The 24812-nt window shown below is 69.7% G+C and carries 27 protein-coding genes; 12 read left to right on the plus strand and 15 right to left on the minus strand.

Annotated elements, in window-relative coordinates:
* From DRV85_RS05165 to DRV85_RS05180, 4 genes are all read right to left on the minus strand, one after another.
* On the minus strand, positions 1 to 1741 hold a 1741-nt coding region (locus tag DRV85_RS05165; protein WP_147238811.1), incomplete at its 3' end, for an efflux RND transporter permease subunit.
* Positions 1741 to 2937 (minus strand): efflux RND transporter periplasmic adaptor subunit, encoded by a 1197-nt coding sequence (locus DRV85_RS05170; RefSeq protein WP_113288386.1) that lies wholly within the window; start codon positions 2935 to 2937, stop codon positions 1741 to 1743. The genes DRV85_RS05170 and DRV85_RS05165, both read right to left, overlap by 1 nt.
* A gap of 179 nt (positions 2938 to 3116) precedes the next feature.
* Positions 3117 to 3605 carry a bacterioferritin gene (gene bfr, locus DRV85_RS05175; RefSeq protein WP_113288387.1) on the minus strand — a complete coding sequence of 163 codons (489 nt, stop codon included), beginning with the start codon at positions 3603 to 3605 and terminating at the stop codon, positions 3117 to 3119.
* An 89-nt stretch (positions 3606 to 3694) separates the two neighbouring features.
* The gene (locus DRV85_RS05180; protein WP_113288388.1) at positions 3695 to 3940 is read right to left on the minus strand and encodes a (2Fe-2S)-binding protein; all 246 of its coding nucleotides are present in this window, start codon (positions 3938 to 3940) and stop codon (positions 3695 to 3697) included.
* Between the two features lie 283 nt (positions 3941 to 4223).
* Here DRV85_RS05180 and DRV85_RS05185 point away from each other — a divergent pair, with 283 nt between their 5' ends.
* The 5 genes from DRV85_RS05185 to DRV85_RS05205 all read left to right on the plus strand — a co-directional run bounded on the left by DRV85_RS05185 (position 4224) and on the right by DRV85_RS05205 (position 7582).
* On the plus strand, positions 4224 to 5003 hold the full coding sequence (locus tag DRV85_RS05185; RefSeq protein WP_113288389.1) for an HAD-IIB family hydrolase: 780 nt from the start codon (positions 4224 to 4226) through the stop codon (positions 5001 to 5003).
* 24 nt (positions 5004 to 5027) lie between these two features.
* Entirely contained in the window at positions 5028 to 6248 is a 1221-nt protein-coding gene (locus DRV85_RS05190) for a glycosyltransferase family protein (protein WP_113288390.1), read from the plus strand.
* A gap of 27 nt (positions 6249 to 6275) precedes the next feature.
* The gene (locus DRV85_RS05195) at positions 6276 to 6512 is read left to right on the plus strand and encodes a hypothetical protein (protein ID WP_113288391.1); all 237 of its coding nucleotides are present in this window, start codon (positions 6276 to 6278) and stop codon (positions 6510 to 6512) included.
* A gap of 132 nt (positions 6513 to 6644) precedes the next feature.
* Positions 6645 to 7022, plus strand: a complete 378-nt coding sequence (locus tag DRV85_RS05200; RefSeq protein ID WP_113288392.1) for a DUF6746 family protein — start codon at positions 6645 to 6647, stop codon at positions 7020 to 7022.
* Positions 7023 to 7147: 125 nt separating this feature from the next.
* A complete protein-coding gene (locus tag DRV85_RS05205) occupies positions 7148 to 7582 on the plus strand; it encodes a c-type cytochrome (protein WP_113288393.1) in 435 nt (144 codons plus the stop codon).
* Positions 7583 to 7586: 4 nt separating this feature from the next.
* Here DRV85_RS05205 and DRV85_RS05210 read toward each other — a convergent pair whose 3' ends face one another.
* Positions 7587 to 9323, minus strand: a complete 1737-nt coding sequence (locus DRV85_RS05210; RefSeq protein WP_113288394.1) for a sugar phosphorylase — start codon at positions 9321 to 9323, stop codon at positions 7587 to 7589.
* Positions 9324 to 9532: 209 nt separating this feature from the next.
* Here DRV85_RS05210 and DRV85_RS05215 point away from each other — a divergent pair, with 209 nt between their 5' ends.
* From DRV85_RS05215 to DRV85_RS05230, 4 genes are all read left to right on the plus strand, one after another.
* Positions 9533 to 10945 carry a circularly permuted type 2 ATP-grasp protein gene (locus tag DRV85_RS05215; RefSeq protein ID WP_113288650.1) on the plus strand — a complete coding sequence of 471 codons (1413 nt, stop codon included), beginning with the start codon at positions 9533 to 9535 and terminating at the stop codon, positions 10943 to 10945.
* A gap of 4 nt (positions 10946 to 10949) precedes the next feature.
* A complete protein-coding gene (locus DRV85_RS05220; protein ID WP_113288395.1) occupies positions 10950 to 11906 on the plus strand; it encodes an alpha-E domain-containing protein in 957 nt (318 codons plus the stop codon).
* A complete protein-coding gene (locus tag DRV85_RS05225; protein ID WP_113288396.1) occupies positions 11903 to 12721 on the plus strand; it encodes a transglutaminase family protein in 819 nt (272 codons plus the stop codon). The genes DRV85_RS05220 and DRV85_RS05225 overlap by 4 nt, the downstream gene beginning before the upstream one ends.
* A 66-nt stretch (positions 12722 to 12787) precedes the next feature.
* Positions 12788 to 13519 carry a proteasome-type protease gene (locus DRV85_RS05230; RefSeq protein WP_113288397.1) on the plus strand — a complete coding sequence of 244 codons (732 nt, stop codon included), beginning with the start codon at positions 12788 to 12790 and terminating at the stop codon, positions 13517 to 13519.
* On the opposite strand, the gene DRV85_RS05235 is transcribed toward DRV85_RS05230, so the two are convergent.
* The 8 genes from DRV85_RS05235 to DRV85_RS05265 all read right to left on the minus strand — a co-directional run bounded on the left by DRV85_RS05235 (position 13516) and on the right by DRV85_RS05265 (position 21575).
* Positions 13516 to 13971 (minus strand): hypothetical protein, encoded by a 456-nt coding sequence (locus tag DRV85_RS05235; protein ID WP_113288398.1) that lies wholly within the window; start codon positions 13969 to 13971, stop codon positions 13516 to 13518. The genes DRV85_RS05230 and DRV85_RS05235 overlap by 4 nt on opposite strands.
* Complete coding sequence (locus tag DRV85_RS19135; protein ID WP_158540105.1) at positions 13968 to 14135, minus strand: hypothetical protein; 168 nt, start codon at positions 14133 to 14135, stop codon at positions 13968 to 13970. Before DRV85_RS19135 ends, DRV85_RS05235 begins: the two co-directional genes overlap by 4 nt.
* A 175-nt stretch (positions 14136 to 14310) precedes the next feature.
* On the minus strand, positions 14311 to 16368 hold the full coding sequence (locus tag DRV85_RS05240) for a TRAP transporter permease (RefSeq protein ID WP_113288399.1): 2058 nt from the start codon (positions 16366 to 16368) through the stop codon (positions 14311 to 14313).
* A 4-nt stretch (positions 16369 to 16372) separates the two neighbouring features.
* On the minus strand, positions 16373 to 16771 hold the full coding sequence (locus tag DRV85_RS05245; RefSeq protein ID WP_199525827.1) for a DUF1850 domain-containing protein: 399 nt from the start codon (positions 16769 to 16771) through the stop codon (positions 16373 to 16375).
* A 59-nt stretch (positions 16772 to 16830) separates the two neighbouring features.
* Entirely contained in the window at positions 16831 to 17784 is a 954-nt protein-coding gene (locus tag DRV85_RS05250; protein WP_113288401.1) for a TAXI family TRAP transporter solute-binding subunit, read from the minus strand.
* 105 nt (positions 17785 to 17889) lie between these two features.
* The gene (locus DRV85_RS05255; protein ID WP_113288402.1) at positions 17890 to 18690 is read right to left on the minus strand and encodes an aspartate dehydrogenase; all 801 of its coding nucleotides are present in this window, start codon (positions 18688 to 18690) and stop codon (positions 17890 to 17892) included.
* A 70-nt stretch (positions 18691 to 18760) separates the two neighbouring features.
* On the minus strand, positions 18761 to 21265 hold the full coding sequence (locus DRV85_RS05260; protein ID WP_113288403.1) for a heavy metal translocating P-type ATPase: 2505 nt from the start codon (positions 21263 to 21265) through the stop codon (positions 18761 to 18763).
* 70 nt (positions 21266 to 21335) lie between these two features.
* Positions 21336 to 21575, minus strand: a complete 240-nt coding sequence (locus tag DRV85_RS05265) for an Lrp/AsnC ligand binding domain-containing protein (protein WP_113288404.1) — start codon at positions 21573 to 21575, stop codon at positions 21336 to 21338.
* A 126-nt stretch (positions 21576 to 21701) separates the two neighbouring features.
* Between DRV85_RS05265 and hisB the strand changes: the two genes are divergently transcribed.
* Together hisB and hisH are read left to right on the plus strand one after the other, a co-directional pair.
* Positions 21702 to 22289, plus strand: coding sequence for an imidazoleglycerol-phosphate dehydratase HisB (gene hisB / locus DRV85_RS05270; protein ID WP_113288405.1), 588 nt, complete (start codon positions 21702 to 21704; stop codon positions 22287 to 22289).
* Between the two features lie 200 nt (positions 22290 to 22489).
* Entirely contained in the window at positions 22490 to 23128 is a 639-nt protein-coding gene (gene hisH, locus DRV85_RS05275) for an imidazole glycerol phosphate synthase subunit HisH (protein WP_113288406.1), read from the plus strand.
* Here hisH and DRV85_RS05280 read toward each other — a convergent pair.
* Together DRV85_RS05280 and DRV85_RS05285 are read right to left on the minus strand one after the other, a co-directional pair.
* The gene (locus DRV85_RS05280) at positions 23125 to 23490 is read right to left on the minus strand and encodes a DUF2147 domain-containing protein (RefSeq protein WP_233495406.1); all 366 of its coding nucleotides are present in this window, start codon (positions 23488 to 23490) and stop codon (positions 23125 to 23127) included. The genes hisH and DRV85_RS05280 overlap by 4 nt on opposite strands.
* Positions 23491 to 23559: 69 nt before the next feature.
* Complete coding sequence (locus DRV85_RS05285; RefSeq protein WP_113288408.1) at positions 23560 to 23955, minus strand: DUF2147 domain-containing protein; 396 nt, start codon at positions 23953 to 23955, stop codon at positions 23560 to 23562.
* Positions 23956 to 24086: 131 nt separating this feature from the next.
* On the opposite strand from DRV85_RS05285, the gene hisA reads away from it, so the two are divergent.
* Positions 24087 to 24806, plus strand: a complete 720-nt coding sequence (gene hisA, locus DRV85_RS05290) for a 1-(5-phosphoribosyl)-5-[(5-phosphoribosylamino)methylideneamino]imidazole-4-carboxamide isomerase (RefSeq protein WP_113288409.1) — start codon at positions 24087 to 24089, stop codon at positions 24804 to 24806.
* Positions 24807 to 24812 lie beyond the last annotated feature (6 nt).

The following is a 24812-nucleotide window of genomic DNA, read 5'->3' on the forward strand; positions in this document are numbered from 1 at the left end:
CCTGCTCGTGGATCGAAAAGTTGTCGCGCGCGCGTACCGTCACCTGCATGAAGTCGGGCTCGACCTCGGGAAAGAAGATCACGCCGCGGCCGTATTCGGCGTAGCTCGCGAAGGAGCCGATCAGCAGCGCCAGCGCGAAGCCCAGCACCGCCCAGGGCCGAACCACGGCCCATTGCACGACCTGCGCATAGCGTCCCGTCCAGCCGCCGGCGCGGCGGGGATCGCCCGCTTCGGATTCGTGCAGCAGGCGTTTGGCCGCCGCGCTCTGCGGCTGCGCGCGCCCGATCACCCCGCCCAGGACGGGGATGAAGACCAGCGCCATCGCCAGCGAGGCCGAGAGCGTCAGGATGACCGTGATCGGCAGGAAGCGCATGAACTCGCCCACCGTGCCGGTCCAGAACAGAAGCGGAAAGAAGACGCTGAGCGTGGTGACGGTGGAGGCGATGATCGGCCAGGCCATCCGCTTTGCCGCGGCAGCGTAGGCGGCGGGTGGCGCGAGCCCCTCCTGCAGCTTGCGGTCCGCGAGTTCGACGGTGACGATCGCCCCGTCCACCAGCATCCCCACGACCATGATCAGCGAGAAGAGCACGACGATGTTCATCGTCTCGCCCATCGCCCAGAGCGCGCCGACCCCGGTCAGGAAGGCGCCCGGAATGGCGAGCCCCACCAGCAGACCGGGGCGCCAGCCCAGCGCCCAGATCACCACGATCATGACGAGGAGCACGGCGGCGATCACGTTCGCCTCGAGATCGCTGAGGATGTCGCGGACGTATTCCGACTGATCCTGCATGTAGTCCACGCGCACGGACTCGGGCCAGTCCCGGGTGGACTCGTCGATCACGCGCTTGGCGTTCTCGACCGTCGCGATGATGTTGGCGCCCACGCGCTTCTTGATCTCGAGCGCGAGCGCGGGCTGCCCGTCGATCCGGGCGAAGCCGCTGGGATCCTCGAAGGTGCGGCGGATGGTGGCGACCTCGGAGAAACTGACCACGGTACCGTCGCGCACCTTGACAGGCAGCTCCATGACATCGTCGATGTCCTCGATCAGCCCGGGCACCTTCAGGACGATCCGCCCTGCGCCGGTCTCGATGGCGCCGGCCGCGATGAGCCTGTTGTTGCGCTGGATCTGGCCGATGAGCTCCTCGAAGGAGATGTTGTAGGTCTCGAAGACCGTCGGGTCGATCAGCACCTCGAGAAGCTCGTCGCGCGCGCCGCCGATATCCACCTCGAGCACGCCGGGCAGCGCCTCGAGCCGGTCCTGAAGCTCGGTGGCGAGCTGGTTCAGCGTGCGCTCGGGCACCGGCCCCGAGAGGATCGCAGTGAGGATCGGGAAGAGCGCCGTGTTGACCTCGTTCACAGAGGGCTCGGTCGCGTCCTCCGGCAGATCCTCGCGCGCGCGGTCCACCGCCTCGCGCACGCTGTCGAGTGCCTCGTCGCTGTCGAAGCCCGCGTCGAACTCGAGCGTGACGGAGGCGGAGCCCTGGCGCGCCGTCGCGCTCATCTCCTCGACCCCGGTGATCGAGGCGAGCTCGGTCTCGAGCGGCTCGATCAGCAGGCGTTCGGCATCCTCGGGCGAGATGCCCTCGAGCGTGGTGATGACGTAGATCACCGGGATCGGCACCTCGGGTGCCGCCTCCTTGGGGATCTGGACGTAGGCCACGGTGCCGAAGGAGAGCAGAAAGGCCAGCACCATCACCACCACGCGGGTGCGGGCGAAGGCAGCGTCGATGATCGCGCTCATCACTCGCCCTCCGGCGCCGGCGGCGTCTCGAGCAGCCGGTCGCGCATCTGCCCCAGATCCAGCTCGGCCTCGGGCCGCGGCGCGACCGCCTCGCCGGCCGAGACGAAGCCCTGCCCGACGGTGATGATGCGCGCCTGATCCGGCAGCCCCGTGACCCAGATACCCTCGGTCCCGGCGCGGACGATCTCCACCGGGTGGAACTCAACGGTGTTTTCGGCGGTGACCGTCTTGATCCCCAGCCGCCCCGCCGGATCCAGCGAGAGGATGGCGGGCGAGAGAAAATGCGCCTCCACCTCGCCGCGCGGGATGCGGACCTGGGCGCTGATGCCGGCCGGAATGGCGCGGTCGTCGTTGGCGACCTCGACCTCCGCCGCGAAGGTGCGCGTCTCGGGATCGGCGGCGGCACCGACGAAGGACACGGTGCCGGCTCGCGTCTCGCCGGTGATGAAGGAGACCTCGGCGCGCTGGCCTTCCTCGATGCCGCGAAGCTCCTGCTGGGGCACGCGAACCGTGACGGTGAGCGGCGTGAGATCGACGACCCGAGCGACCGGCGTGCCGGAGGTCACGAACTCGCCCTCGTCGATCTCGAGCGACTCGACACGCCCGGCGAAAGGTGCACGGATCGTCGTGTCCTCGAGCGCCTCCTCGGCGGCGGTAAGCTGCGACTCGGCGGCCGCGAGCGCCGCGCGCGCCTGCGCCAGCCGGTCCACCGTCGCCACGCCGCGGTCCAGCAACGTCTGCGCATTCTCGAACTCGCGCAGGGCGCGGTCGTATTCCTCCTGCGCGCGGTTGACCTCGGCCCGCGCGCGTTCCGAAGAGATGCGTCCGAGCACCTGCCCCGCCTCGACCACGGCGCCCTTGCTCACGGCGACCTCGGTCACGCTGCCCGTCGCCTCGGCCAGAACGCGGGTGTCGCGCTCCGGTTCGGCCTCGCCTTCGGCGACGAAGACCTGGGTCACCGGCTCGGCGGCGGACTCCCTGACGGCCACCTGAACCGGGGCCGGCCCGCCTTCGCCGGTCGCGGCGGCCTGCGCGTCATCATCGGCCGGAAAGACGTATCCGCTGCCCATCCAGGCGGCGAGGGCCAGCGCGACGGCGAGCGCGATCCATTTCGACCGGCCCGCGCCCCTGTCGCCCTCGAACCGCAATCGTTCCGGACCGTCCTGCCCCGTGCCGGGCTTCGCGTCGCTCGACATTCGACCTCTCCACCGCTCCGCTTCGGTCGCCGCCGAGCACTAGCTAGCACTCGGAGCGACCGAGGCACAGAGGCGAGGTTCCGGCCAAGCGCCCGGAACCGGTGTCGGCGCGTCGTGTCGTCTGATTCAAAGCCTGTGCTGCCACGGGCGCCGCGCAGTCCTCGGCGCGACCGCGCGGATCACTCCTCGCCCTCGTCGGCGCTCGAGGCGTTGAGAAGGCCGTATTTCTCTTCGCCCAGCTTGTCCATCAGGTCGAGCTGCGTCTCGAGGAAGTCGATGTGCCCTTCCTCGTCAGCGATCAGCTCCTCGAAGATGTTCTTGCTGACGTAGTCGCCCACGCTGTCGCAGTGATTGCGCGCCTCGATGTAGAGCGTGCGCGCGTCGTGCTCCGCGGCGAGATCGCATTCGAGCGTCTCCTTCACGGTCTGCCCGATGCGCAGCGGGTCGAGCTTCTGAAGGTTCGGATGCCCCTCGAGGAAGATGATGCGCTCGATCAGCTTGTCGGCGTGGTGCATCTCCTCGATGCTCTCCTCGCGGGATTTGGCCGCGATCTTGCCGTACCCCCAGTCCTCCTGAAGCCGGTAGTGCAACCAGTACTGGCTGACCGCCGTCAGCTCGCTGCGCAGCGCCTTGTTCAGGTATTCGATGACCTTGTCGTCGCCCTTCATCTTGCTCTCCTTGCACGCGATACATCTTGAATGAGCTATTCGATGCCGTCGTGCAAGCGGGAATGGCCTGCGGCCTCAGGACGCTCCGGTCACTCCGAGCCGCGACCTGCGCGGCGCCCCTGCAGGTCGCACAGTTCGGCGGGCACGCCTGTTCCGGGGTGCGATTCCAACGTGTTCATGAAGAGCGGCAGGCATCCGCCGCAGTCGGCCTTCTTGCCCAGGGCGCGATAGACCTTGCCGGGCGTGACGATCGTGTCGGGGTCGGAGGCCCGCATCCAGTCCACCGCGCGGCGGATCTCGTCCTCCGAGATGTTCATGCAGTGACAGACGATCATCTGCGTTTCCCCGTCGTCATCCGCTGCGCGTCGCCGCGGTTTTCTTCGCAACTATCCGATCCGCTGCCCGCCTCACATTGACCTAACGCAAAGCGCAGCGTTCGTTTCCCCGGCAGTCCCGGTCCCGAGGACCGCGACTCGGCATCTTGAAAGAAAATCTGATCGCTCCAGTCGGGAAAGTCAATCCCGACGCAATCGGTCAGCTAAGAACTTCTGCACGGCTTTCGGTGCGCGGGCATCCTGCTGCCGTCGCGGAGGATCCGGGGGAGGATGGATAGAGCACATGCCGGACTGGCTGATCGTGACCGACCTGGACGGTACTCTGCTGGATCATGCGACCTATTCGCACGCAGCGGCGGACGCGACCCTCGCCAGGCTCCGCGCCGCTCGCATCCCTGTCGTGCTCGCGAGTTCGAAGACCGCGGCCGAGATCGTGCCGCTGCGGGCCGCGCTGGGTTTCGCGCATGTTCCCGCGATCTGCGAGAACGGCGGCGGGATCGTGCCGCCGGGGGCGGCGGCGCGGCCCGATGCCACGGCGCATGCCCGCCTGCGGGCCGCGCTCGACCGGCTGCCGCGCGAGCTGCGCGCAGGCTTTCGCGGCTTTTCCGACATGACGCGCGAGGAACTGGCCGAGGCGACCGGCCTCGCCCCGGAGGAAGCCGCCCTGGCCCGGGCGCGCGCCTTCACCGAGCCCGGCCTGTGGACGGGCACGGCGGAGGCCCGCGCCGCCTTCGTCACGACCCTCGCCGCCGAGGGTATCGCCGCCCGCGAGGGCGGCCGTTTCCTGACCCTGGGCTTCGGGCATACCAAGGCCGAGCGGATGCACGAGATCGCCGAGAGCCTTGGCCGCGACCGCATCCTCGCGCTGGGCGACGCGCCCAACGACGTCGAGATGCTGGAATCCGCGGACCGCGCGGCGATCGTCGCCAATCCGCACCGTGCCCCCCTGCCCCGGCTCGCCGGCGAAGCGGAGGGCAGGATCCTGCGCACCGACCTGCCCGGACCGACGGGCTGGTCGTGGGCGGTGGAACGGATACTATCGGACGAAGGCGTCGATGTCTGACCACGGAATTTCAGGAGCCCGGCCTTGGCGGATTTTCACCAGAACGGACAGGTTGCCACCCTGCACGACCTGCGCACCGTGTCGCCCGACGCGCTGACCCACGCGGTCGCAACCTTCGCGCGTGATCGACCGGTGACCCTCATCCTGCCGTCGCTCTACTCGGAACTCGAGGGCGACGCGCTGCCGGCGATCCTCGACGAAATCGCACAGCTGCCGTATCTGCACCGCGTGGTGATCGGCCTCGACCAGGCGGACGCCGCGCAATACGCCCACGCCGTCCGCTTCTTCGCCCGTTTGCCGCAGGATCACGTCGTGATCTGGAACGACAGCCCGCGGCAGCGCGCGCTGGGCGAGCGGCTGAAGGCGCACGGCCTCTACCCGTCGGAGCCCGGAAAGGGCAAGAACGTCTGGACCTGCATGGGCTACATGCTGGCGCGCCGCGACACCTGGGTCGCGGCCGTGCACGACTGCGACATCCTCACCTACTCGCGCCACATGCTGACGCGCCTGATCTACCCGGTGGTGAACCCGAACTTCTCCTACCAGGTTTCCAAGGGCTTCTACCCCCGCCTCGGCGAGGGCAAGATGAACGGGCGTGTCACGCGCCTTCTCGTCTCGCCGCTGCTGGTGTCGCTGCGCAAGGTCGTGGGGGACAGCGACTTCGTCGATTTCCTGCGCAGCTTCCGCTACCCGCTCTCGGGCGAGGTGGCGCTGCGCACCGCGATCCTGCCCGATCTGCGCATCCCGTCGGACTGGGGCCTCGAGATCGGCGTGCTCTCCGAGGCCTGGCGCAACCTTGCGCCCAAGTCGGTCTGTCAGGTCGAAATCTCGGACGCCTACGACCACAAGCATCAGGCGCTTTCCCCCGAGGACGCGGCCACCGGCCTCAACCGCATGTCCACCGACATCTGCAAGGCGATCTTCCGCAAGCTCGCGGCCGACGGCACTGTGTTCACCCAGAACACCTTCCGCACGCTCAAGGCGGTCTACTACCGCTCGGCGCTCGACATGCTGGAGAGCTACTACAACGACGCGGCGATGAACGGCCTGACCATGGACCGCCACAAGGAGGAGCAGTCCGTCGAGCTCTTTGCCGAGAACATCATGCGCGCGGGGCAGGCGTTTCTCGACAACCCCTTCGAGACCCCCTTCATCCCCACCTGGTCCCGCGTCAACGCCGCCGACCCGGAACTGCTGACCGACATGCTGACGGCGGTGGAGGAGGATCTGGCGGAGGTGCGCTGAGGCTGCGCGCCTCTGTATTTTTGACGCATGCCCCACACCCACACCGTCCTCCGCTCCGTCAACCTGCCCGGCGAGCGCGTCTGCGTGGACCTCTTCCGCCGGCCGGACGGGACCTACGGTTTCGAGGAATACCGGCGCGAGCCGGAGGACGGGCGGGGGTGGTTCGTGATCGGGCATCACGGGCACCGGGTCTTCGACAGCGAGGCGGCGGCGCTCGCAGCAGCGCGGCGGGAGGTGGCCTGGCTGGACGGGACGCTGGGCTGACCGGCGTGCCGCCGCGTAATTCCGACCTTGCCACTCAGGTATCCTTGACAGGCCTACGCGCGGCCGATTATCCGACTGAAACACTAAGCTTTTGGTGCTTGCCCTGAGTCGCTTCGACCGAAGGAACCAGAGATGACCCCATTCAAGACCCTGATCGCCACCGCGGCCCTTGGACTTTCGGCCCTCGCCGCCCATGCCGACGAGGGAGAGGTGCAGCACTACGCCGTCGTGCCGTCCGAGACGCTGGAGCAGGCGCTGGCCAACTTCGCGGAGTACAACGCCAAGGTCCGCGAGGTGCTGGCGCGCGAGGATCTCACCGTGGCCGACATGGAGGAGATCCACGAATACACCTACACGATCGAGGTGGCGCTCGCGAAGATCAACGAAGAACTCGGCGCGCTCCCCGAGACGCTCGAGGCGCTGCACCTGGCCTCAGAGGCGCACGAGCCGGACGAGGTGCGCAGCCTGGCCGAGACCTACTTCGAGACGGCGGGCCAGCTTTCCCAGTGAACCGCCACGGGGGCTGGGGCTGCAGCCCCATGCCCTGATGCGAGCGGTCAATGCGTCGCCTCGTGCAGGTGCGCCATCCTGCCTCTGCCGTCCGGCTCTGGCGGCAGATGGATGGGAGACGATGCATGAAGAGAACCACCTCTCTCGCCCTCGCGGCGCTGCTGGCCGCGGGCGCCGCTTTCGCGCAGGACGGCGCGACGGAAGAGTCCGCGCTCGGGCGTGCGGAATACATGATCGCCTGTGCGGGCTGCCACGGGGAATCGGGCAAGGGCGACGGGCCTCTGGCCGGCCTTCTCGACATTTCCACCCCGGACCTCACCGAGCTTTCAAAGCGCTACAGCGGCAGCTTCCCCTTCCGCAACACGCTGCTCCTGATCGACGGTCGCAACGACATCCGCGCCCATGGCAGCGAGATGCCGGTCTGGGGGGACCGCTACATGAGCTCGGCCGAGGCCGTGGCGATGGAGCAGTTTCCGGGCATGAGCCGCGAGGTGGCGGACGCGATCACGCGCGGCCGGCTGCTGTCGCTCGTCTACTACCTCGAGTCGATCCAGCAATAGGCGGTCAGCCCCGGTTGCTGATCCACCGGCACTGATAGGGGGCGAGGCGGATGGGCTGGCCGACGGCGGCGACCCACTCGCCCGACAGCAGGTCGCACCACGCCTCGCCGTCGATCAGGTTGATGGCGGAGGGCTCGATCTCGACCGTCTCCGCGCTCACGTTGTGCAGCGCGAAGACGGACTGCCGCCGGTCGAGGCTCTGCCGCCACAGGCCGAAGATGCGGTCGTCGAGCTGCAGGGTGAACTGCGTCGCATTGGGGTGGAAGGCCGGCTGCCGCCGGCGCACGCCCATCCGGCGCCGGATCTCGCTCAGCGCGCGGGCCTGATCGCTCTCGGGTTCGTCGAGCCGCGCCTGCAACTCCGGATAGTCCCAGCGATGGCGGTTGATCGCGCGGGAGATGCCGGTCTTCTCGACCCCGGCGTGATCGTTCGGCGTGGCCAGCAGCGCATGGATGTAGAAGGCCGGGATGCCCTCGAGCGCCATGACGATGGTCTGCGAGCAGAGAAAACGCTCCATGTGATGCGCCGTCTCGCCGTCGCAGGTGGCGCCCAGCGCATCATACCAGGTGATGTTCAGCTCATAGGGCCGTTCGGTGCCGTCCGGCGCGGTGCGCATCGAGACGAGCCCTCCCTGCCCCCGAACGCAATCGATCATCCGCGCGGCCTCGTCCTCGGGCAGGATACCCTCGGCCGGGCGCATGCCGATGCCGTCGTGGCTGGCAGAGAAGTTGAGATAGGCGCAACCCATCTGCGCGGGCGGCATCGTGGACTGCCAGCGGATCAGATAGCGCGCAGTCCCCGACTGCAGCGCATGCAGCAGAAGCGGCGGCAGTGAGAAGTTGTAGACGACATGCGCCTCGTTGCCGTTGCCGAAATAGCTGAGGTTCTCGGCCTTGGGCACGTTGGTCTCGGTCACGAGGATCACGGGCTCCACCGCGTAGTCGCACAGAAGCCGCATGAGCCGCACGATCGCATGCGTCTGCGGCAGGTGGATGCAGGGGGTGCCCACCACCTTCCACAGAAAGGCCACCGCGTCGAGGCGCAGGATCCGCACCCCGTTGTCGATGTGCAGCCGCATGATCCGCAGGAACTCCAGCAGCACCTCCGGATTGCGGAAGTCGAGGTCGATCTGGTCGTGGCTGAAGGTGCACCAGACGTGCGCCGGCCCCTCGGCCGTCTCCACCCGCCGCAGCAGCGGATGGGTGCGCGGGCGGACAACGAGGCTGAGGTCGTCCTCGGGCTCGGCCTCCATGAAGAAGCGGTCGTAGGGCGCGTGGCCCTGCAGGTAGGCCGTGAACCAGGGCCCCTGGCTCGAGACGTGGTTGAGCACGAGGTCCGACATCAGCTTGAACTCCTCGGCGATGCGGCGGATGTCGGACCAGTCCCCGAGACTGGGATTGACCGCGGTGTAGTCGGTCACCGCGAAGCCGTCGTCGGAGGTGAAGGGGAAGAACGGCAGGATGTGCACCCCGTCCACCGTGCCCCGCAGGTTGCGGTGCAGGAAGTCGCGCAAAAGATCCAGCGGCTTGTGCACGCCGTCCACGATCGAGTTGCCGTAGGTGATGACCAGCGCGTCCTGCTCGGACCAGAAATTGTTGGACGGCACGCGCGCCCGCCGGCGGCGCGGGCGGCCGTCGGGCCAGAAGGCCCCGGTGATGCGCCGGGACAACTCCGCGCCGTCGGCGCGCGGGTAGATCGCCGCGATCAGATCGTTGAGGCGGGCGTCGAAGTTCGAGGTCATCGGATGTGCATGTCGGACGTCGGATCGCGCGTCAGCATAGTGTTTCGCACGGCAAGCCCAAGCCCCCGCAATGGTTTTCATGCTGCCCGGATTTTGTGCATAATCCCGGTAACTGCCGCGCGAACGGACGCAGGAGAGGCCGCTGTCGCCCGGCGGCATTCCCCTCCGTCCCGCCGGACGGCTTGATGGGGGCCGAGACGGGGGCGGCGATGAGCGAAGCGTTCAACGAGATGTACGACGGCGGCGCGCTGCGCGCGCCCTATCGCGCGCTCGAGACCTGGCGCCGGACGATGCCTGCCGAGCTGCGCGCGCTCAAGCAGACGGAGGCGGAGGCGCTTTTCCGCCGCTTCGGCATCACCTTCGCCGTCTACGGCGAGGGCGGCGATCCCGACCGTCTGATGCCCTTCGACATGTTCCCCCGCGTCTTCACCGCCACCGAGTGGCGGCGGCTCGAGCGCGGCATCAAGCAGCGGGCGCGCGCGCTCAACGCCTTTCTCGCCGACATCTACGACCGGGGAGAAATCGTGCGGGCCGGCCGCATTCCCGCCGGGATCGTCTATTGCAACGAGGCCTACGAGATCGCCGTCGCGGGCCATCGCCCGCCGCTCGGCGTCTATTCGCATATCGTGGGAATCGACATCGTGCGCACCGGGCCCGAGGAGTTCTACGTGCTCGAGGACAACTGTCGCACGCCCTCGGGCGTCTCCTACATGCTGGAGAACCGCGAGATCATGATGCGGATGTTCCCGCAGCTGTTCCAGGAAATGCGCATCGCCCCGGTGGACGGCTACGCGCGGCTTCTCAAGCGCACGCTGGCCTCGGCGGCACCCTCGAAATGCGCGGGCGATCCCTGCATCGTCGTCCTCACGCCCGGCCCCTACAACTCGGCCTACTACGAGCACAGCTTCCTCGCCGACCTGATGGGCGTGGAGCTCGTCGAGGGGCAGGATCTCTTCGTCGAGGGCGATTTCGTCTGGATGCGCACCACTGAGGGGCCGCAGAAGGTGGACGTGATCTATCGCAGGATCGACGACGCCTTCCTCGATCCCCTCTGCTTTCGCCCCGACAGCGCGCTGGGGGTGCCGGGGCTGATGAACGTCTATCGCTCGGGCGGGGTGTCGATCTGTTCGGCGCCGGGCGCGGGCGTGGCCGACGACAAGGCGGTCTATGTCTTCGTGCCCGAGATGATCCGCTTCTACCTCGGCGAGGAGCCGCTGCTGTCGAACGTGCCGACCTGGCGCTGCTCGGAACCCGACGATCTCGCCTACGTTCTCGCGCACCTGGACGAGCTGGTGGTGAAGGAGGTGCATGGCTCTGGCGGCTACGGCATGCTGATCGGCCCCAAGGCCGACGCGGCCACGCGCGAGGCCTTCGCGGCCAGGCTCCGCGAGAGCCCCGCCAACTATATCGCGCAGCCCACCCTCGCGCTCTCGAGCTGCCCCACCTTCGTGGACGAGGGCGTGGCGCCGCGGCACGTCGATCTGCGGCCCTTCTGCCTCGTGGGCGAGACGGTGGAGCTGGTGCCCGGCGGGCTCACCCGCGTCGCGCTGACCGAGGGCTCGCTGGTGGTCAACTCGAGCCAGGGCGGCGGCGTCAAGGACACATGGGTGATCGCGGAATGAGCGCATGCTGAGCCGCACCGCCGCCAACCTGTACTGGATCGCGCGCTATCTGGAGCGCGCCGAGACCACCGCGCGGCTTCTGGACGTGGGTCACCGCAACACGCTTCTGCCCAGCACGGGGGGCGGGTTTCGCAACGAATGGGCCGCGATCCTCCAGGCGATGGGCGCGGCCGGCAGATTCGCCGAGAAGTTCGGCACCGAGACGCGGCAGCGCGACATAGAGACCTTTCTCGTCTTCGATCTCGACAACCCATCGTCGGTGGGCGCCTGCCTTTCCGCCGCGCGCGAGAACGCGCGCATCGTGCGCACCGCGCTCACGACCCAGGTCTGGGATGCGATCAACGGCTCGTGGCAGGAGTTCCGGAACCTCCAGCGGCGCGAGCGGTCGCAGATCGCCCTGCCCGACCTCACCGACTGGGCGACGCGGGTTACCGCTCTGGTCCGCGGCGCGATCGAGGCCACGCAACTGCGCGACGACGGCTACCATTTCCTCAACCTCGGCTACGCCCTCGAGCGGGCGGACAACACCGCGCGGCTTCTGGACGTGAAGTACTACGTCCTTCTGCCCTCGATCAGCTACGTGGGCTCGGGCCTCGACACCTATCAGTGGACGACGCTCCTGCGCGCGCTTTCGGCGCACCGCGCCTACAACTGGGCCTATGGCGGGGAGCTCACCGCCTCGCGCATCGCGCATTTCCTGATCCTCAACCGGCTCTTTCCCCGCTCGCTGCTGAGCTGCGCGGGTCTGGCCAACGAGTCGCTCGAGCACCTGGCCCGCGGCTACGGCCGCTCGACCCCCGCGCAGGAGGCCGCGCGACATCTGCTGGCCGAGCTCGCCGAGGCCAAGGTCGAGGAGGTCTTCGACGAAGGGCTGCACGAGTTCCTGACCCGCTTCATCGCCGAGAACGCGGGCCTCGGTCAGGCGGTGCACGACGCCTATCTGACGGGAGAAGCCCGATGAGGCTCACGGTCCGGCATGTCACGCACTACCGCTTCGCGGCGCCGGTGCGCGGTGCGGTTCAAAGTCACCGGCTGATCCCCGCCGACTGCGAGGGGCAGACGATCCTCGACTGGCGGGTGGAGGTCGAGGGCGCGCTCTGGGGCGCAGCCTTCCGCGACGGCGCGGGCGACCAGGTGCGCACCATGGTCCTGCGCGGGCCCGTCTCGGAGATCGAGGTCGCCATCACCGGCGAGGTCGAGACCACGGACACCGCCGGGGTCCTGCGCGGCCATCGCGAGGCGGTGCCGCCGCTGGCCTACCGTCGGACCACGCGCCTCACGCGGCCCGACAAGCCGATCGCCGAGCTCGCCCGTGCGGCCCTCGAGGGCCGCGAGGATGCCGCCGATCTCGACCGGGCACACGCGCTCGCCGCTGCCGTGGCCCGCGCCATCGCCTACGCGCCCGGAGAGACCCACGCCTCGACCACCGCCGCCGAGGCGCTGGCGCAAGGTGCGGGCGTCTGCCAGGATCACGCGCAGGTGCTGATCGCGGCAGCCAGCGTCGCGGGCCTGCCCGCGCGCTACGTCACCGGCTATCTCAACGCCACCGAGGACGGCACCCCGCACGAGGCAAGCCATGCCTGGGCCGAGCTTCATGTCGAGGGCCTTGGCTGGGTGGGCTTCGACCCCGCGAACAAGTGCTGCACGAACGAGCACTACATTCGCGTGGGCTCGGGCCTGGATGCCGAGGACGCGGCCCCCATCCGCGGCGTGACGCGCGGCGGCGCGGACGAGGTGCTCGAGGTGACGGTCGCGGTGGAGGCCGCGCAGCAATAGCGATTGCGGGGCGCGGCGGGCGGGCCTAGCCTGCGCGGCAAAACAAGACCGAGAGGCGCGGGCGGAATGACCTATTGCGTGGGACTGCTGCTGAAGGCGGGCATGGTGCTGCTGGCCGATACCCGCACCAACGCGGGGCTCGACAACATCGCCACCTATCGCAAGCTCTTCACCTTCGAGGTGCCGGGCGAGCGGGTTCTGGCGATCATGACCGCGGGCAATCTCTCCGTCACGCAGACCACGCTGGCGCGGCTGACCGAGGCGGCGCAGCACCCCGAGGCGGACGAGACGCGCTCGATCCTGAAGGCGCCCACCCTGCTCAACGTGGCGGGCATCGTGGGCGACACGCTCGCGGAGGTGACCGTCGAGCTTCAGGGCCGCATGGAGCGCATGTCGAGCCAACAGGCCAGCGCCTCGCTGATCCTGGCCGGCCAGCGCAAGGGCGGGCCGATGCGGATGTTCCTGATCTACCCGGAGGGCAACTTCATCGAGGCGACGGAGGACACGCCCTTCCTGCAGATCGGCGAGCACAAGTACGGCAAGCCGATCCTCGACCGGGTGGTGACGATGGACACGACGCTGGCCGAGGCGAAGAAGGCCGTGCTGCTGTCGATGGACTCGACCCTGCGCTCGAACCTCAGCGTCGGCATGCCGCTCGACATGGCCGTGATCGAGGCGGATGCACTCCGCGTGACCGAGCGCGAACGGATCGAGGCCAAGGACGAGCGTTTCGCGGAATTGAGCACCGCCTGGAGCCAGGCCCTGCGCGACGCCTTCCAGCGGATCGGGTGGAGCTAGTTCAGCCTTAATCCCCGCGGCGCCGCCTCCTGCGGCAGAGGGGCCCCATGCGACAGCGCCATGCCGGCCACCTCGGCGGCGGCGCAGATCGGCGCGGCGAGGTCTGCGCGTGCGAGCAGGCAGGCCATCAGCATCGCGTCCTCGCGCTCTCCGGCGCCGGCGCAGGCGATGATGCGGGCGAAGACCGCCTCGTCCGCACCGACGCAGATGCAGCCCGCCGAATGCCGCACCAGCGGGCGGCGCGGCTGCGTCAGGAGCAGCCGGCAGCAGGTGTCGAGCGCGCGGGTGCCGTCCGTCGCACGCCGCCGGCCGATCTCGCGCTCCAGTTCCGCGGCGTAGGCGGTCCACGACCTGGTGCCGTCGCACCAGCGTCGCAGCCCGCGCACAGCGCGCGCTTCGCCCTGGGGCAGACCGTCCAGCCGGCCGACCGGCACGCCACCGGCGGCCGTCATCCGCGGCGCTCCCCGGACCAGCGGTCCAGCATCGACTCCAGCGCCGGCGTGTCGGGCAGGACCCCGTCCAGCGCCTGCGTCAGCACCTGCCCCCAGTCGGGCGGCAGGCGGGCCTCGCGCGGCGCGGTCCGGCGCGGGTCCGGCTGTTCCCCATCGGTCTTCATGCGCGGTCTCCCCGTTGGCGACGGTTGTGACTCAATTTCTGAGTATTTCACTCTGACTTGTCAACGCCGACGATGCCACGGGACTGTCACGGACGGTGAGCACACAGAGGCGAGCGGCAAGATCCCGCGCACGACCATGCGCGGGGCCAGCGGAGGCCACCGAACGGGGCCGGATTCAGGAGGTTCTGGCAGGCTCCCGGGCAGGCTCGGCCGCGGGCGGCGCGCGGCGGGACACGATCCAGTTCCAGCCGAGGATCAGCGCGAGCCCCGCCGCGCCTGCGATCTCGAACCGGATGTCGGGGTAGAAGATGCCGATGGTCGCGGGCACCGTGGCCACGCGCGACACCCAGTCCATGCGGGTGAAGAGCCACCCCTCGATCGCCGCGGCGAAGGCCACCAGCGCGAGGATCGCGGTCAGCCCGGTCCACAGCACGACTGGCAGCGGCCCGCCCTGGATGATCTCGGGATTGTAGACCATGAAGAGCGGGATCAGGTAGAGACCCTTGGCGAATTTCCACGCCTGCACCGAGGTGTCGAGCGGCTTCGCCCCCGCGATGGCCGCCCCCGCGAAGCCCGCCAGCGCGATGGGCGGGGTCACGTTGCTGTCCTGCGAATACCAGAACACCACGAGATGTGCGATCAGCAGCGGCACGCCGAACTCCTCGGTCAGCGCGGGGCCGACCAGCACGATCAGCACGATATAGGCCGCCGTCACCGGCAGCCCCATGCCAAGGATCAGGCTCGCGATCAGCACGAGGATCAGCGCGAGCAGCATGTTGCCGCCCGAAAACGCCACCATCATCGAGGAGAACTTGAGCCCCAGCCCGGTCAGCCCCACGACCCCCACGATGATGCCCGCCACGGCGCAGGCCATGCTGACCGCCACGGCGTTGCGGGCGCCCAGCGCCAGTGCCTTGAGGATCATGCGCAGGCCGTTGCCCACCGCCTCGCGCAGCCGCTCGGCCGAGGCGGGCTTGCCCGCCCGCGGCTCGAAGATGAAGATGTCGAGACAGGCGCGCAGGCCCGCGACCCCGATCACCGTCAGGATCGCCCAGAAGCCCACCCGCATGGGTGAGAGGTTGTTGACCAGCAGCCAGACCAGCAGGAAGAGCGGGATCACGAACTGCCAGCCGTCGGCCATGACCCGGGCGAAGCGCGGCAGCTCGTCCTGCGGCACGCCCTCCATGCCCCGTTTCATCGCCACTATGTGCACGAATAGATAGACGGTGCCCAGGTAGAGCACCGCCGGGAAGATCGAGAGCACGACGATGTCGATGTAGGGGATGCGCGTGTATTCCGAGATCAGGAAGGCGCCCGCCCCCATCAGCGGCGGCGTGATCTGCCCGCCGGTGGAGGCCGCGGCCTCGATTCCCCCCGCCTGCGCCGGGCGGTAGCCCAGCCGCTTCATCAGTGGGATCGTGAAGGCGCCGGTGGTGACCACGTTGGCGATGGCCGAGCCCGAGATCGAGCCCATTCCGGCCGAGGCGAGCACCGCCGCCTTCGCCGGCCCGCCCGGCCGCTTGCCCGTGGCGGCATAGGCGAGGTCGATGAAGAACTTGCCCGCCCCGGTCACCTCCAGGAAGGCGCCGAAGAGCACGAAGATGAAGACATAGGTCGCGGCCACCCCCAGCGGCAGGCCGAAGATGCCCTCCTGCCCCAGGTAGAGCTGGCCGACGAGACGCTCCAGCGAATTGCCGCGATGCTCCATGATGCCGGGCATCCAGTCGCCCAGCCAGGGCAATTCGCCGCGAGAGCCCGCGAGCGCGTAGAGGATCGCCACGAGCCCGATCACCGTCATGCCGAGACCAACGGCGCGGCGGCAGCCCTCCAGCACCGTGACAGTGGCGATAATGCCCATCCAGATGTCGGTATGGCTCCAGAATCCCGCGCGGTTGATGATCGCGTCGAGGTTCCAGGCGATGTAGCCGCCGCTCGCCGCGCCGGCGGCGATGAACACCGCGTCCACCGCCCAGCCCAGCGGGCCGCGCGGCCGCTCGGCCCCGGTGACGGGAAAAATCAGGAAGGCAAGGACAAGGATGAAGCTCAGGTGGATCGTGCGCTGGTAGAAGAGGCCCAGCGGCTCGATCCCCGCCCCGTAGAGTTGGAAGAGCGACAGCGCGATCCCGACGAGGAAGACCGCCAGTGCCACGGCGCGCGGCTGGTTGCCGACCGGCTGGATCAGCGGGCCGCCCATCGCGCCCGGCGGCGCGCCTGTCGGGGCCGTCTCGCTCATGCGCTCACTCCAGTTGCAGATAGACCCGCTCGCCCGCCGCGAGCGGAGAGAGGCGATGCTGGCGGCCTCCGACGCTCAGCCGGTGATCGGTCGAGGGGCGCCCGATCCGCACGGGCAGCGCGTTGTCCGGCATTGGTTGGTCGATCCCCTCCAGCCAGTAGCCGCCCTCCGGCGCGTTCACCAGCCTTCCGCCGCGGCCTTCGACCTCGCCCAGACCGGCGGAAAAGTCGTGCAGGTAGGAACGGGAGAGGATCATCCGGCCCTCACGGTTCACGAAGCAGTCGGCGACATGACCACCCGTCACCGAATGGTTCCAGCTCAGGCACCATTCCGACCCCTCGGGCGCGCGCTCAGTCAAGAGCACGCGGCCCTCCGCGGTCTCGACCGTCAGCGTTCCGGCCATGGCGGGAAACGCCGTGACGAGAAGGGCGGCCGCGAGGGGCCGCCCTGCCCGTTTCCACATCACTCGCGCAGGCGGTCGGGGATCTCGGCCCCCGTCTCCTCGTAGTAGCGCAGCGCGCCCGGGTGCATCGGGATCGGCGTCGCGCCGAGCGAGAACTCGACCGTCGTGTCGTTCGCCGCCGGATGCACCGCGATCAGCTCGTCCACGTTCTCGAACATGTTCATGACGATCTGATAGGCCAGCTCCTCGTCCATGTCGGCATGGACGACGAGGACGTTGGGCACCGCGATGGTCGGCACCGGCTCTTCGACGCCTTCGTAGATGCCCGCGCGCAGCGTGTAGGGCGCGAAGGTGCCGTGCTGTGCGATGCCGGCCTGCACCTCTTCGTCCGACAGCGGCACCAGGCGGATGTCGCGCGTCGCGGCAAGGTTCATGATCGACGAGGTCGGCGGCCCCACGGACCAGAAGCCCGCGTCGATGTCGCCGTCGCGCAGCGCGTCGGCCGTCTCGTTGAAGTTCAGGCGCTGCTCGTCGATGTCGTCGTAGGTGATGCCGTTCGCCTCGAGGATGCGGCGGGCGTTCACCTCCGTGCCCGAGCCCGGCGCGCCGACCGAGACTCGCTTGCCCTCGAGATCCGACAGGCTCTCGATGCCGCTGTCTGCGAGCGTCACGATCTGGATCGCGTTGGGATAGATCGAGCCCAGCGCACGCGCGTCCACCGCGCGGCCCTCGAACTGGCCGTTGCCCTCGTAGGCGTCCACGACGGTGTCGGCGAGCGCGATGGCGATGTCGCTGTCCCCGCGCGAGATCAGCGCCATGTTCTCGACCGAGGCGCCGGTGACTTCCGCCGTGGCCGAGGCGCCCTCGACGTGGCGGCCGATCAGCTCGGCCAGACCGCCGCCGTAGGGGTAGTAGGTGCCGCCCGTGCCGCCCGTGGCGATCGACAGGTCCTGCGCTTGCGCAGTTCCGCCGAGCGCCACGGCGGCTGCCGCGGCGAGGATGATATGCTTCATTGGGTATCCTCCCGTTTTCTGGAAGCGTTCGCGCCCCGCGCGCCCGCCCCTCGCGTTGTGCGTCCCTAGAACAAGTCCCGAGGGCCCCGATGTCAAGCGCAGCCCTCAGACGGCGAGCGGCCCCGCCCGGTTCGCGATCTCGCGCCGCAGCGAATAGACGGTGGCGAGCGACGTGCGCGCGTTGCCCGAGGCCACGTTCTCGATCCGCATGGAATAGCGCGCGACGGGCGAGACGACCTCGTAGGCGTGGATGTTGCCGGGCGCCGCAGGATCCGCCACCAGCCGCGCCTTCGTCGCCTCGAATCCCGCGCCGGCCAGAGCCAGGGTCGCCGCGACGTTCGCGTTCTTGGGGAACTGCTCGGCGGCGCTCCGTGCGTTCCCCTCGAAGACCACGGCCGGCTCCGTGAGCGCGTCGAGATCGAGCAGGGTGTCCGCCGGCGTGCCTTTCCACGCGGCGGGCGGCTTGGTTCCGGTGTAGCTGACCTCCAGCCCGCCCGCGGGCGCCAGCGCGGCCAGAAGGTCGGTGCCGCCCACGGCGCCCGCCGGCAGGATCAGCCGCGCACCGCCGTCCTGCGCTGCCGCCAGAAGCGCGTCGTGCAGCCCGGCGTCGGCCAGCGCGCCGACAGAGGCAAGCACCACGTCCAGCCCCGCGGCCAGAACGGGGGCGACATGGGCGCTGACGGCCGCGTGGCCTGCGCATTCCACCACCAGGTCGGGGCCCGCCGCGATCAATCCGGGCGCCTCGGTCACCACCTCGACCGCATGGCCCGCGACCGCGTCGCGCGCCGCATCCTCGCGGCCCGTGCGGGCCAGCACGGTGATCCGGTCCACCCGCGGCCCGCGCTCGGCCAGGAGCTCCGCGAGCGTCGCCGCGATGGTGCCGTAGCCGATCAGTCCAAGGTGCATGGCCGCCTCTCTCTTTGCTGCGTGGCCCGCACCAGAACCGGATACGCCACGCGGGTTCAAGGCCGCTGCACTACTCTGCCGGCGCGGGAGCCGGTGCGGCGGCGGGCCGCCCGGCCGGCTTCGCCTCTGACATGGCCGGCTTCAGGCGACGCAGACGCAGCGCGTTGGTCAGCACGAAGACCGACGAGAGCGCCATCGCCCCCGCCGCCAGCATGGGCGAGAGCAGCAGGCCCATGGCGGGATAGAGCACGCCTGCTGCGACCGGAATGAGCGCGGTGTTGTAGCCGAAGGCCCAGACCAGGTTCTGCCGGATGTTGCGCAGCGTGGCCTTCGAGACCTCGACCGCGTTCACCACACCGGCAAGGTCCCCCGACATCAGCACCACGTCAGCCGATTCCATCGCAACGTCGGTGCCGGTGCCGATGGCCACGCCCACCTCGGCCTCTGCCAGCGCGGGCGCGTCGTTGATCCCGTCGCCCACGAAGGCCAGCTTGCGCCCGCCCTCGCGCAATTCGCGCACCGCGGCGACCTTGCCGTCGGGCAGGACGCCCGCAATCACCCGGTCGATGCCTACGTCGCGCGCGATGGCCTGCGCGGTCTCTTCCCGGTCGCCGGTGATCATCGCGATCTCGAGGCCCATCTCGCGCAGTCGTGCTATCGCGGCGCGGCTCGTCTCCTTCACCGGATCGGCCACGGCGATCAGCGCGGCGGGCGCGCGGTCGATGGCGGCGTAGAGCACGCTTTCACCGCGTCCCGCGCGGCGCGCGTCCTCGTCGGCGAAGGCCGAAAGGTCGAGGCCCATCTCGCGCATGTGCCGCGCCGAGCCCACGGCCACCTCGCGACCGTCCACCCACGCGCGGACGCCGCGGCCGGTCTCGGTCTCGAAGCCCTCGGCCTCGGGCACCGCAACGCCCTCGGCCCGTGCCGCGCGCACGACGGCGGCAGCGATCGGATGCTCCGAGAGCGCCTCGACCGCGGCGACAAGGCCAAGCGCCTCGGCCCGGTCCACGCCCTTGGCCGGGATCAGCGCGGCCATCTCGGGACGCCCTTCCGTGACGGTGCCGGTCTTGTCCAGCGCCACCACGTCCACGCCCGCAAGCGCCTGCAGCGCCTCGCCCTTGCGGAAGAGCACGCCGAGATCGGCGGCACGGCCGGTGCCCACCATGATCGAGGTGGGTGTGGCAAGGCCCATGGCGCAGGGGCAGGCGATGATGAGGACGGAGACACCCGCCACCAGCGCCATGGTCGCGGTCGGGCCGACCGCCAGCCAGACCAGCACCGTGACCGCGGCCACCGCCATCACGGCGGGCACGAACCACAGCGTGACCCGATCCACCAGCGACTGGATCGGCAGGCGGGCGCCCTGCGCCTCCTCCACCATGCGAGTGATCTGCGCCAGCACGGTGTCCGCGCCCACGGCGGTGGCGCGGAAGCGGAAGCTGCCCGCGCCGTTCACCGTGCCGCCGGTGACGGAATCGCCCACCGACTTTTCCACAGGCAGCGGTTCGCCGGTGATCATGCTCTCGTCGACCTGCGCGGCGCCCTCGATGACCTCGCCGTCGGTGGGCAGGCGTTCGCCCGGGCGCACCATCAGGATGTCGCCCTTCCGCACCTCGTCTACCGGCACCTCGACCGCGTCGCCATCCCGCTCGACACGCGCCATGCGCGCCCGCAGGCCCATCAGGCGCTCGATCGCGGCGCCCGTGCGGCCCTTGGCGCGCGCCTCCAGCGTGCGGCCCAGCAGGATCAGCGTGACGATCACCGCCGCGGCCTCGAAATAGACCGCGCGCACGTCCGCCGGCAGCAGCCCAGGCGCGAATGTCGCAATGGTGGAATATCCCCAGGCCGCAGCGGTGCCCACGGCGACCAGGCTGTTCATGTCGGGCGCGCCTTTCAGCAGCGCCGGCACGCCCCGCAGGAAGAACTCGCGCCCCGGCCCGGCCAGCACGCCGGTGGTCAGCGCGAACTGGATGAGCCAGCTCGCGTCGTGCCCGATCGTGCGCCCGATCAGCCCGTGGAAGCCGGGGATCATGTGCCCGCCCATCTCGAGCAGGAAGACCGGCAGGGTCAGGAGCGCCGCGATCAGCGTGCGCCGCCCGGCCTGCCGCGCCTCTTCGGCCTTGCGCGCGGAGCGGTCCGCGCTGTCGTCGGCGCCGGCGGGTTTTGCGGGGTAGCCTGCCTCTGTCACCGCGTCGGCAAGCGCCCGTGACCCGACGGCGCCCTCGAGCACGGTGACGCGCGCCTCTTCGGCGGCCAGGTTCACCTCGGCCGAAAGAACGCCGGGAACCGACTCCAGCGCCGCATCGACACGGCCCACGCAGGAGGCGCAGTTCATGCCCGAGATCGCGAGCGCGATGGTTTCGGTGCGCGCGGGGTAACCCGCCCGGTCGAGCGCAGCGGCGACCTCGGCGCCGCGCTCGGGCGCCTCCAGCGTCACGCTGGCCGTCTCCGCGGCCAGATTGACGTGGACGTCACGGACGCCCTCGACCGCCTCCAGGGCCGCAGCGGCACGGCGCACGCAGCCTGCACAGCTCATCCCGTCAAGCGCGAAAGAAATGCGGTCTCCGTCGCTCATGGCCTGCCTCCGTTCGCCGAGTCGACCCTGATGTGGGGCCTCCAGCAACTGGAAGGTCAAGGCCCGGCGGTCAGAAGACCTTGAACGTCAGCGTCGTGAGGCTTCGCTCGATGCCGGGGATGTCGAGCACCTTTTCGTTGATGAACTTGCCCACGTCCTCGCCCTCGGGGATGTAGAGCTTCATCAGCAGATCCCATTCGCCGCTGGTGGAATAAAGCTCCGACTGGATCTCGCGCAGCACGATCTCCTCGGCGACCTGATAGGTGGTGCCGGGCTTGCAGCGCAGCTGGACGAAGACGAGCGTGGACATTGGGCGCCTCCCGGATGACAGCGCGAAAGCTGGCACAGGCACCACGGCGGCGCAATGGGCGCACGCCGCGGGCTTGGCGGCAGCCCCCCGCGGCGCTAGAAGGCGCGGGTCCGCAAGGAGACCGCCATGCGCAGCGCCCGCATCGACCGAAAGACAGCCGAGACCGAGATCGCGCTGGAGATCGAACTCGACGGCACCGGCGCGCGGGAGATCGCGACCGGCGTCGGCTTTTTCGACCACATGCTCGAGCAGCTCGCGCGGCATTCGCTGATCGACATCACGCTGAAGGCGACGGGCGACCGGCATATCGACGATCACCACACCGTCGAGGACTGCGGAATCGCCCTGGGCCAGGCCCTGCGCGAGGCGCTTGGCGACAAGCGCGGCATCCGCCGCTACGGCGCTGTCACGCTGGTAATGGACGAGGCGCGCGTCGCGGCCGCGCTGGACCTCTCGGGGCGACCCTTCCTCGTCTGGGACGTGGAGTTTCCCGGCGCGAAGATCGGCGCCTTCGACACCGAGCTGGTACGCGAGTTCTTCCAGGCTCTCGCGAGCCACGGCGGCATCACCCTGCACGTCACGCGCGATGCAGGGATCAACAGCCACCACATCGCCGAGGCCGCCTTCAAGGCCGTGGCCCGCGCCCTGCGCCAGGCGGTGGAGCCCGACCCGCGCGCGGGCGGCGAGGTGCCTTCGACCAAGGGCACGCTTTGACGCGCCGCGCTTGAAGACGGCGCGTCACGCGGGGGGCTGTCCGCCCCCTCGGCGGCTGTCGCCGCCTCACCCCCGAGGGTATTTTTTCGCAAGAGGAAGAACCGGGGCCGGAGGACGGTGGGGATTTGGTCGCGCGGCTTGGCAATTGCCGAGCGCTGGTCTAGTCAGCGCCCGTTCCCGCGAGGCTGGAGGCTTGCGCCTTGACCACCGTCATCGTCGATTACGAGAGCGGCAACCTGCATTCGGCCGAGAAGGCGTTTCAGCGCATGGCGGCCGAGACGGGCGCGGGCGCGGTTCTGGTCACCGCGGACCCCGAGAGCGTGGCGCGCGCCGAGCGCGTGGTTCTGCCGGGAGATGGTGCCTTCCCCGCCTGCCGCCGCGCGCTTTTCGAGCACTCGGGGCTCTTCGAGGCGATCGAGGAGGCGGCAATCACCCGCGGGCGCCCTTTCCTGGGCATCTGCATCGGGATGCAGATGCTGGCCACCCGCGGCCTGGAATACGAGGAGACGGCGGGCTTCGACTGGATCCCCGGAACGGTGGAGCGCATCGCGCCCTCGGATCCGGGTCTCAAGGTGCCGCACATGGGCTGGAACGATCTGGTGATCGACCGGGCGCACCCCCTGCTCGAAGGCATCGGGACGGGCGACCACGCCTATTTCGTGCATTCCTACCACATGCGGCTCGACGACCCGGCCCATCTGCTCGCGCATGTCGACTATGGCGGGGCGGTCACCGCGATCGTGGGCCGCGGGACGATCCTGGGCACGCAGTTCCACCCCGAGAAGAGCCAGGCGGTTGGGCTGCGGCTGATCGCGAATTTCCTTAGCTGGCGACCCTAGCGGACGCGCCGCCATTTCTGGCTCCTGCAGACGGGGCCGAGGCAGCCCCGCACCGTCAGCCGGTCGCCCTCGAGGACGAGTTCTCCGTCATAGGTCCGGTCATGGGCAGGAACGTAGGCGCGGCCTTCGTAGCGGTTGCCGCCTGCCGGCTCGAGGCCCCAGAAGACGCGTTCGCCCACGTTGGGCGTGTGGATCTCGCGGCCCTGTGCATCGAAGGCGCGTGCGATGGTGCCGCAGATGTCCTGCGCGCAGCGTTCGACGACGACATGGGCGTACTGGTCCTTGCTGTCGGGGCCGGTCCGCCAGGTGCCCAGCACCGGCTCGGCCCCGGCGGGGACCGCCTGCGCGGCGATGAGGCCCATCGCCGCGAAAGACGAAAGCGGGCTCGGGCTTGTCATAAACGCGACTGTCTCATGATGCTCGGGTTCGGGTCAAACGGCTCGGCGGACCCGTGCCCAGGTCTGGCTAGCGCAGACAAGGCCCCCGGCGACGCATCCCTTCAGGCGCAGCCGGTCGCCCGAGCGCTCCGTCCGACCCGGATAGACGCGGTCGTTCGCGGGGTGCCAGACGCGGCCCTCGTAGCGCCCGCCGCCCTGCGAAACCATGCCGCGCACCAGCATCTCGCCGAGGGTCTCGGAGAGGTATTCGCCCTCGGCGTCGAAGGTGCGCGTGACGACGCCGCAGACCGCCTCGCCGCAGCGCCGCATCTCGACATGCGCGCAGCCGCCATCGTCGACCTCGGTCTGCCAGGTGCCGAGCACGGGATCGGCCGCGGCCGCCCCTGCGAGGCCGAATGCCGCGCCGAATAGGGCGCGCCGGAACTGCATGCTCTCCTCCCTCATCGCCTCCGGGCTCAGCTTGCGCCGCCCGCTGGCCGATTCAGGCCGCCCCGCGTCGCGGGTTTGCATTCGCCGCGCGGGCGGGGCAGATACGCGCGACACCAGCGGAGCCAGACGCGATGATCCTCTACCCCGCCATCGACCTCAAGGACGGACAGGCCGTGCGGCTCCTGCGCGGCGAGATGGAGCAGGCCACGGTCTTCAACGACGATCCTGCCGATCAGGCGCGCGTCTTCGTGAAAGCAGGGGCCGAGTGGCTGCACCTCGTGGATCTCAACGGCGCATTCGCCGGCCGACCGGTGAACGCGGACGCGGTCGAGGCGATCCTCGCCGCCTGTCCGGGCACGCCCGCCCAGCTCGGCGGCGGAATCCGCGACATGTCCACCATCGAGGGATGGCTCGAGAAGGGCCTCGCCCGCGTGATCCTGGGCACGGTCGCGGTGGAGGATCCGGAGCTGGTGCGCGCGGCGGCGCGCGCCTTCCCCGGCCGGATCGCGGTGGGCATCGACGCGCGTGACGGCCGGGTGGCGACCCGCGGCTGGGCGGAGGAAACGGAAGTGGAGGCGACCGACCTCGCGCGACGCTTCGAGGACGCGGGCGTGGCCGCCATCATCTACACCGACATCGACCGGGACGGCGCGATGGGCGGCCCCAACGTGCCGGCGACCGAAGCGCTGGCGCGCGCCGTCGGCATCCCCGTGATCGCGAGCGGGGGCGTGTCGTCGCTCGCCGATCTGATCGCGCTGCGCGACACGGGCGTGATCGCCGGCGCGATCTCGGGGCGCGCGCTCTACGACGGCAAGCTCGACCTGCGCGAGGCGCTCGCCGCGCTGGCCTGAGCGCGG

Source organism: Rhodosalinus halophilus, from assembly GCF_003298775.1.
In the GTDB taxonomy this organism is placed as follows: domain Bacteria; phylum Pseudomonadota; class Alphaproteobacteria; order Rhodobacterales; family Rhodobacteraceae; genus Rhodosalinus; species Rhodosalinus halophilus.

Excerpts from the sequence above, each read along its gene's own strand:
- DRV85_RS05195 (WP_113288391.1), top strand. The coding sequence starts at position 6,276 with ATGCCCCACACCCACACCGTCCTCCGCTCCGTCAACCTGCCCGGCGAG.
- DRV85_RS19135 (WP_158540105.1), bottom strand. The coding sequence starts at position 14,135 with ATGAAGACCGATGGGGAACAGCCGGACCCGCGCCGGACCGCGCCGCGC.
- DRV85_RS05185 (WP_113288389.1), top strand. The coding sequence starts at position 4,224 with ATGCCGGACTGGCTGATCGTGACCGACCTGGACGGTACTCTGCTGGAT.
- DRV85_RS05235 (WP_113288398.1), bottom strand. The coding sequence starts at position 13,971 with ATGACGGCCGCCGGTGGCGTGCCGGTCGGCCGGCTGGACGGTCTGCCC.
- DRV85_RS05280 (WP_233495406.1), bottom strand. The coding sequence starts at position 23,490 with ATGGGCCTCATCGCCGCGCAGGCGGTCCCCGCCGGGGCCGAGCCGGTG.
- DRV85_RS05255 (WP_113288402.1), bottom strand. The coding sequence starts at position 18,690 with ATGCACCTTGGACTGATCGGCTACGGCACCATCGCGGCGACGCTCGCG.
- DRV85_RS05265 (WP_113288404.1), bottom strand. The coding sequence starts at position 21,575 with ATGTCCACGCTCGTCTTCGTCCAGCTGCGCTGCAAGCCCGGCACCACC.
- DRV85_RS05200 (WP_113288392.1), top strand. The coding sequence starts at position 6,645 with ATGACCCCATTCAAGACCCTGATCGCCACCGCGGCCCTTGGACTTTCG.
- DRV85_RS05225 (WP_113288396.1), top strand. The coding sequence starts at position 11,903 with ATGAGGCTCACGGTCCGGCATGTCACGCACTACCGCTTCGCGGCGCCG.
- bfr (WP_113288387.1), bottom strand. The coding sequence starts at position 3,605 with ATGAAGGGCGACGACAAGGTCATCGAATACCTGAACAAGGCGCTGCGC.
- DRV85_RS05170 (WP_113288386.1), bottom strand. The coding sequence starts at position 2,937 with ATGTCGAGCGACGCGAAGCCCGGCACGGGGCAGGACGGTCCGGAACGA.
- hisA (WP_113288409.1), top strand. The coding sequence starts at position 24,087 with ATGATCCTCTACCCCGCCATCGACCTCAAGGACGGACAGGCCGTGCGG.
- DRV85_RS05210 (WP_113288394.1), bottom strand. The coding sequence starts at position 9,323 with ATGACCTCGAACTTCGACGCCCGCCTCAACGATCTGATCGCGGCGATC.
- DRV85_RS05245 (WP_199525827.1), bottom strand. The coding sequence starts at position 16,771 with ATGGCCGGAACGCTGACGGTCGAGACCGCGGAGGGCCGCGTGCTCTTG.
- DRV85_RS05260 (WP_113288403.1), bottom strand. The coding sequence starts at position 21,265 with ATGAGCGACGGAGACCGCATTTCTTTCGCGCTTGACGGGATGAGCTGT.
- DRV85_RS05220 (WP_113288395.1), top strand. The coding sequence starts at position 10,950 with ATGCTGAGCCGCACCGCCGCCAACCTGTACTGGATCGCGCGCTATCTG.
- hisB (WP_113288405.1), top strand. The coding sequence starts at position 21,702 with ATGCGCAGCGCCCGCATCGACCGAAAGACAGCCGAGACCGAGATCGCG.
- DRV85_RS05250 (WP_113288401.1), bottom strand. The coding sequence starts at position 17,784 with ATGAAGCATATCATCCTCGCCGCGGCAGCCGCCGTGGCGCTCGGCGGA.
- DRV85_RS05205 (WP_113288393.1), top strand. The coding sequence starts at position 7,148 with ATGAAGAGAACCACCTCTCTCGCCCTCGCGGCGCTGCTGGCCGCGGGC.
- DRV85_RS05215 (WP_113288650.1), top strand. The coding sequence starts at position 9,533 with ATGAGCGAAGCGTTCAACGAGATGTACGACGGCGGCGCGCTGCGCGCG.
- DRV85_RS05240 (WP_113288399.1), bottom strand. The coding sequence starts at position 16,368 with ATGAGCGAGACGGCCCCGACAGGCGCGCCGCCGGGCGCGATGGGCGGC.
- DRV85_RS05180 (WP_113288388.1), bottom strand. The coding sequence starts at position 3,940 with ATGATCGTCTGTCACTGCATGAACATCTCGGAGGACGAGATCCGCCGC.
- DRV85_RS05230 (WP_113288397.1), top strand. The coding sequence starts at position 12,788 with ATGACCTATTGCGTGGGACTGCTGCTGAAGGCGGGCATGGTGCTGCTG.
- DRV85_RS05285 (WP_113288408.1), bottom strand. The coding sequence starts at position 23,955 with ATGCAGTTCCGGCGCGCCCTATTCGGCGCGGCATTCGGCCTCGCAGGG.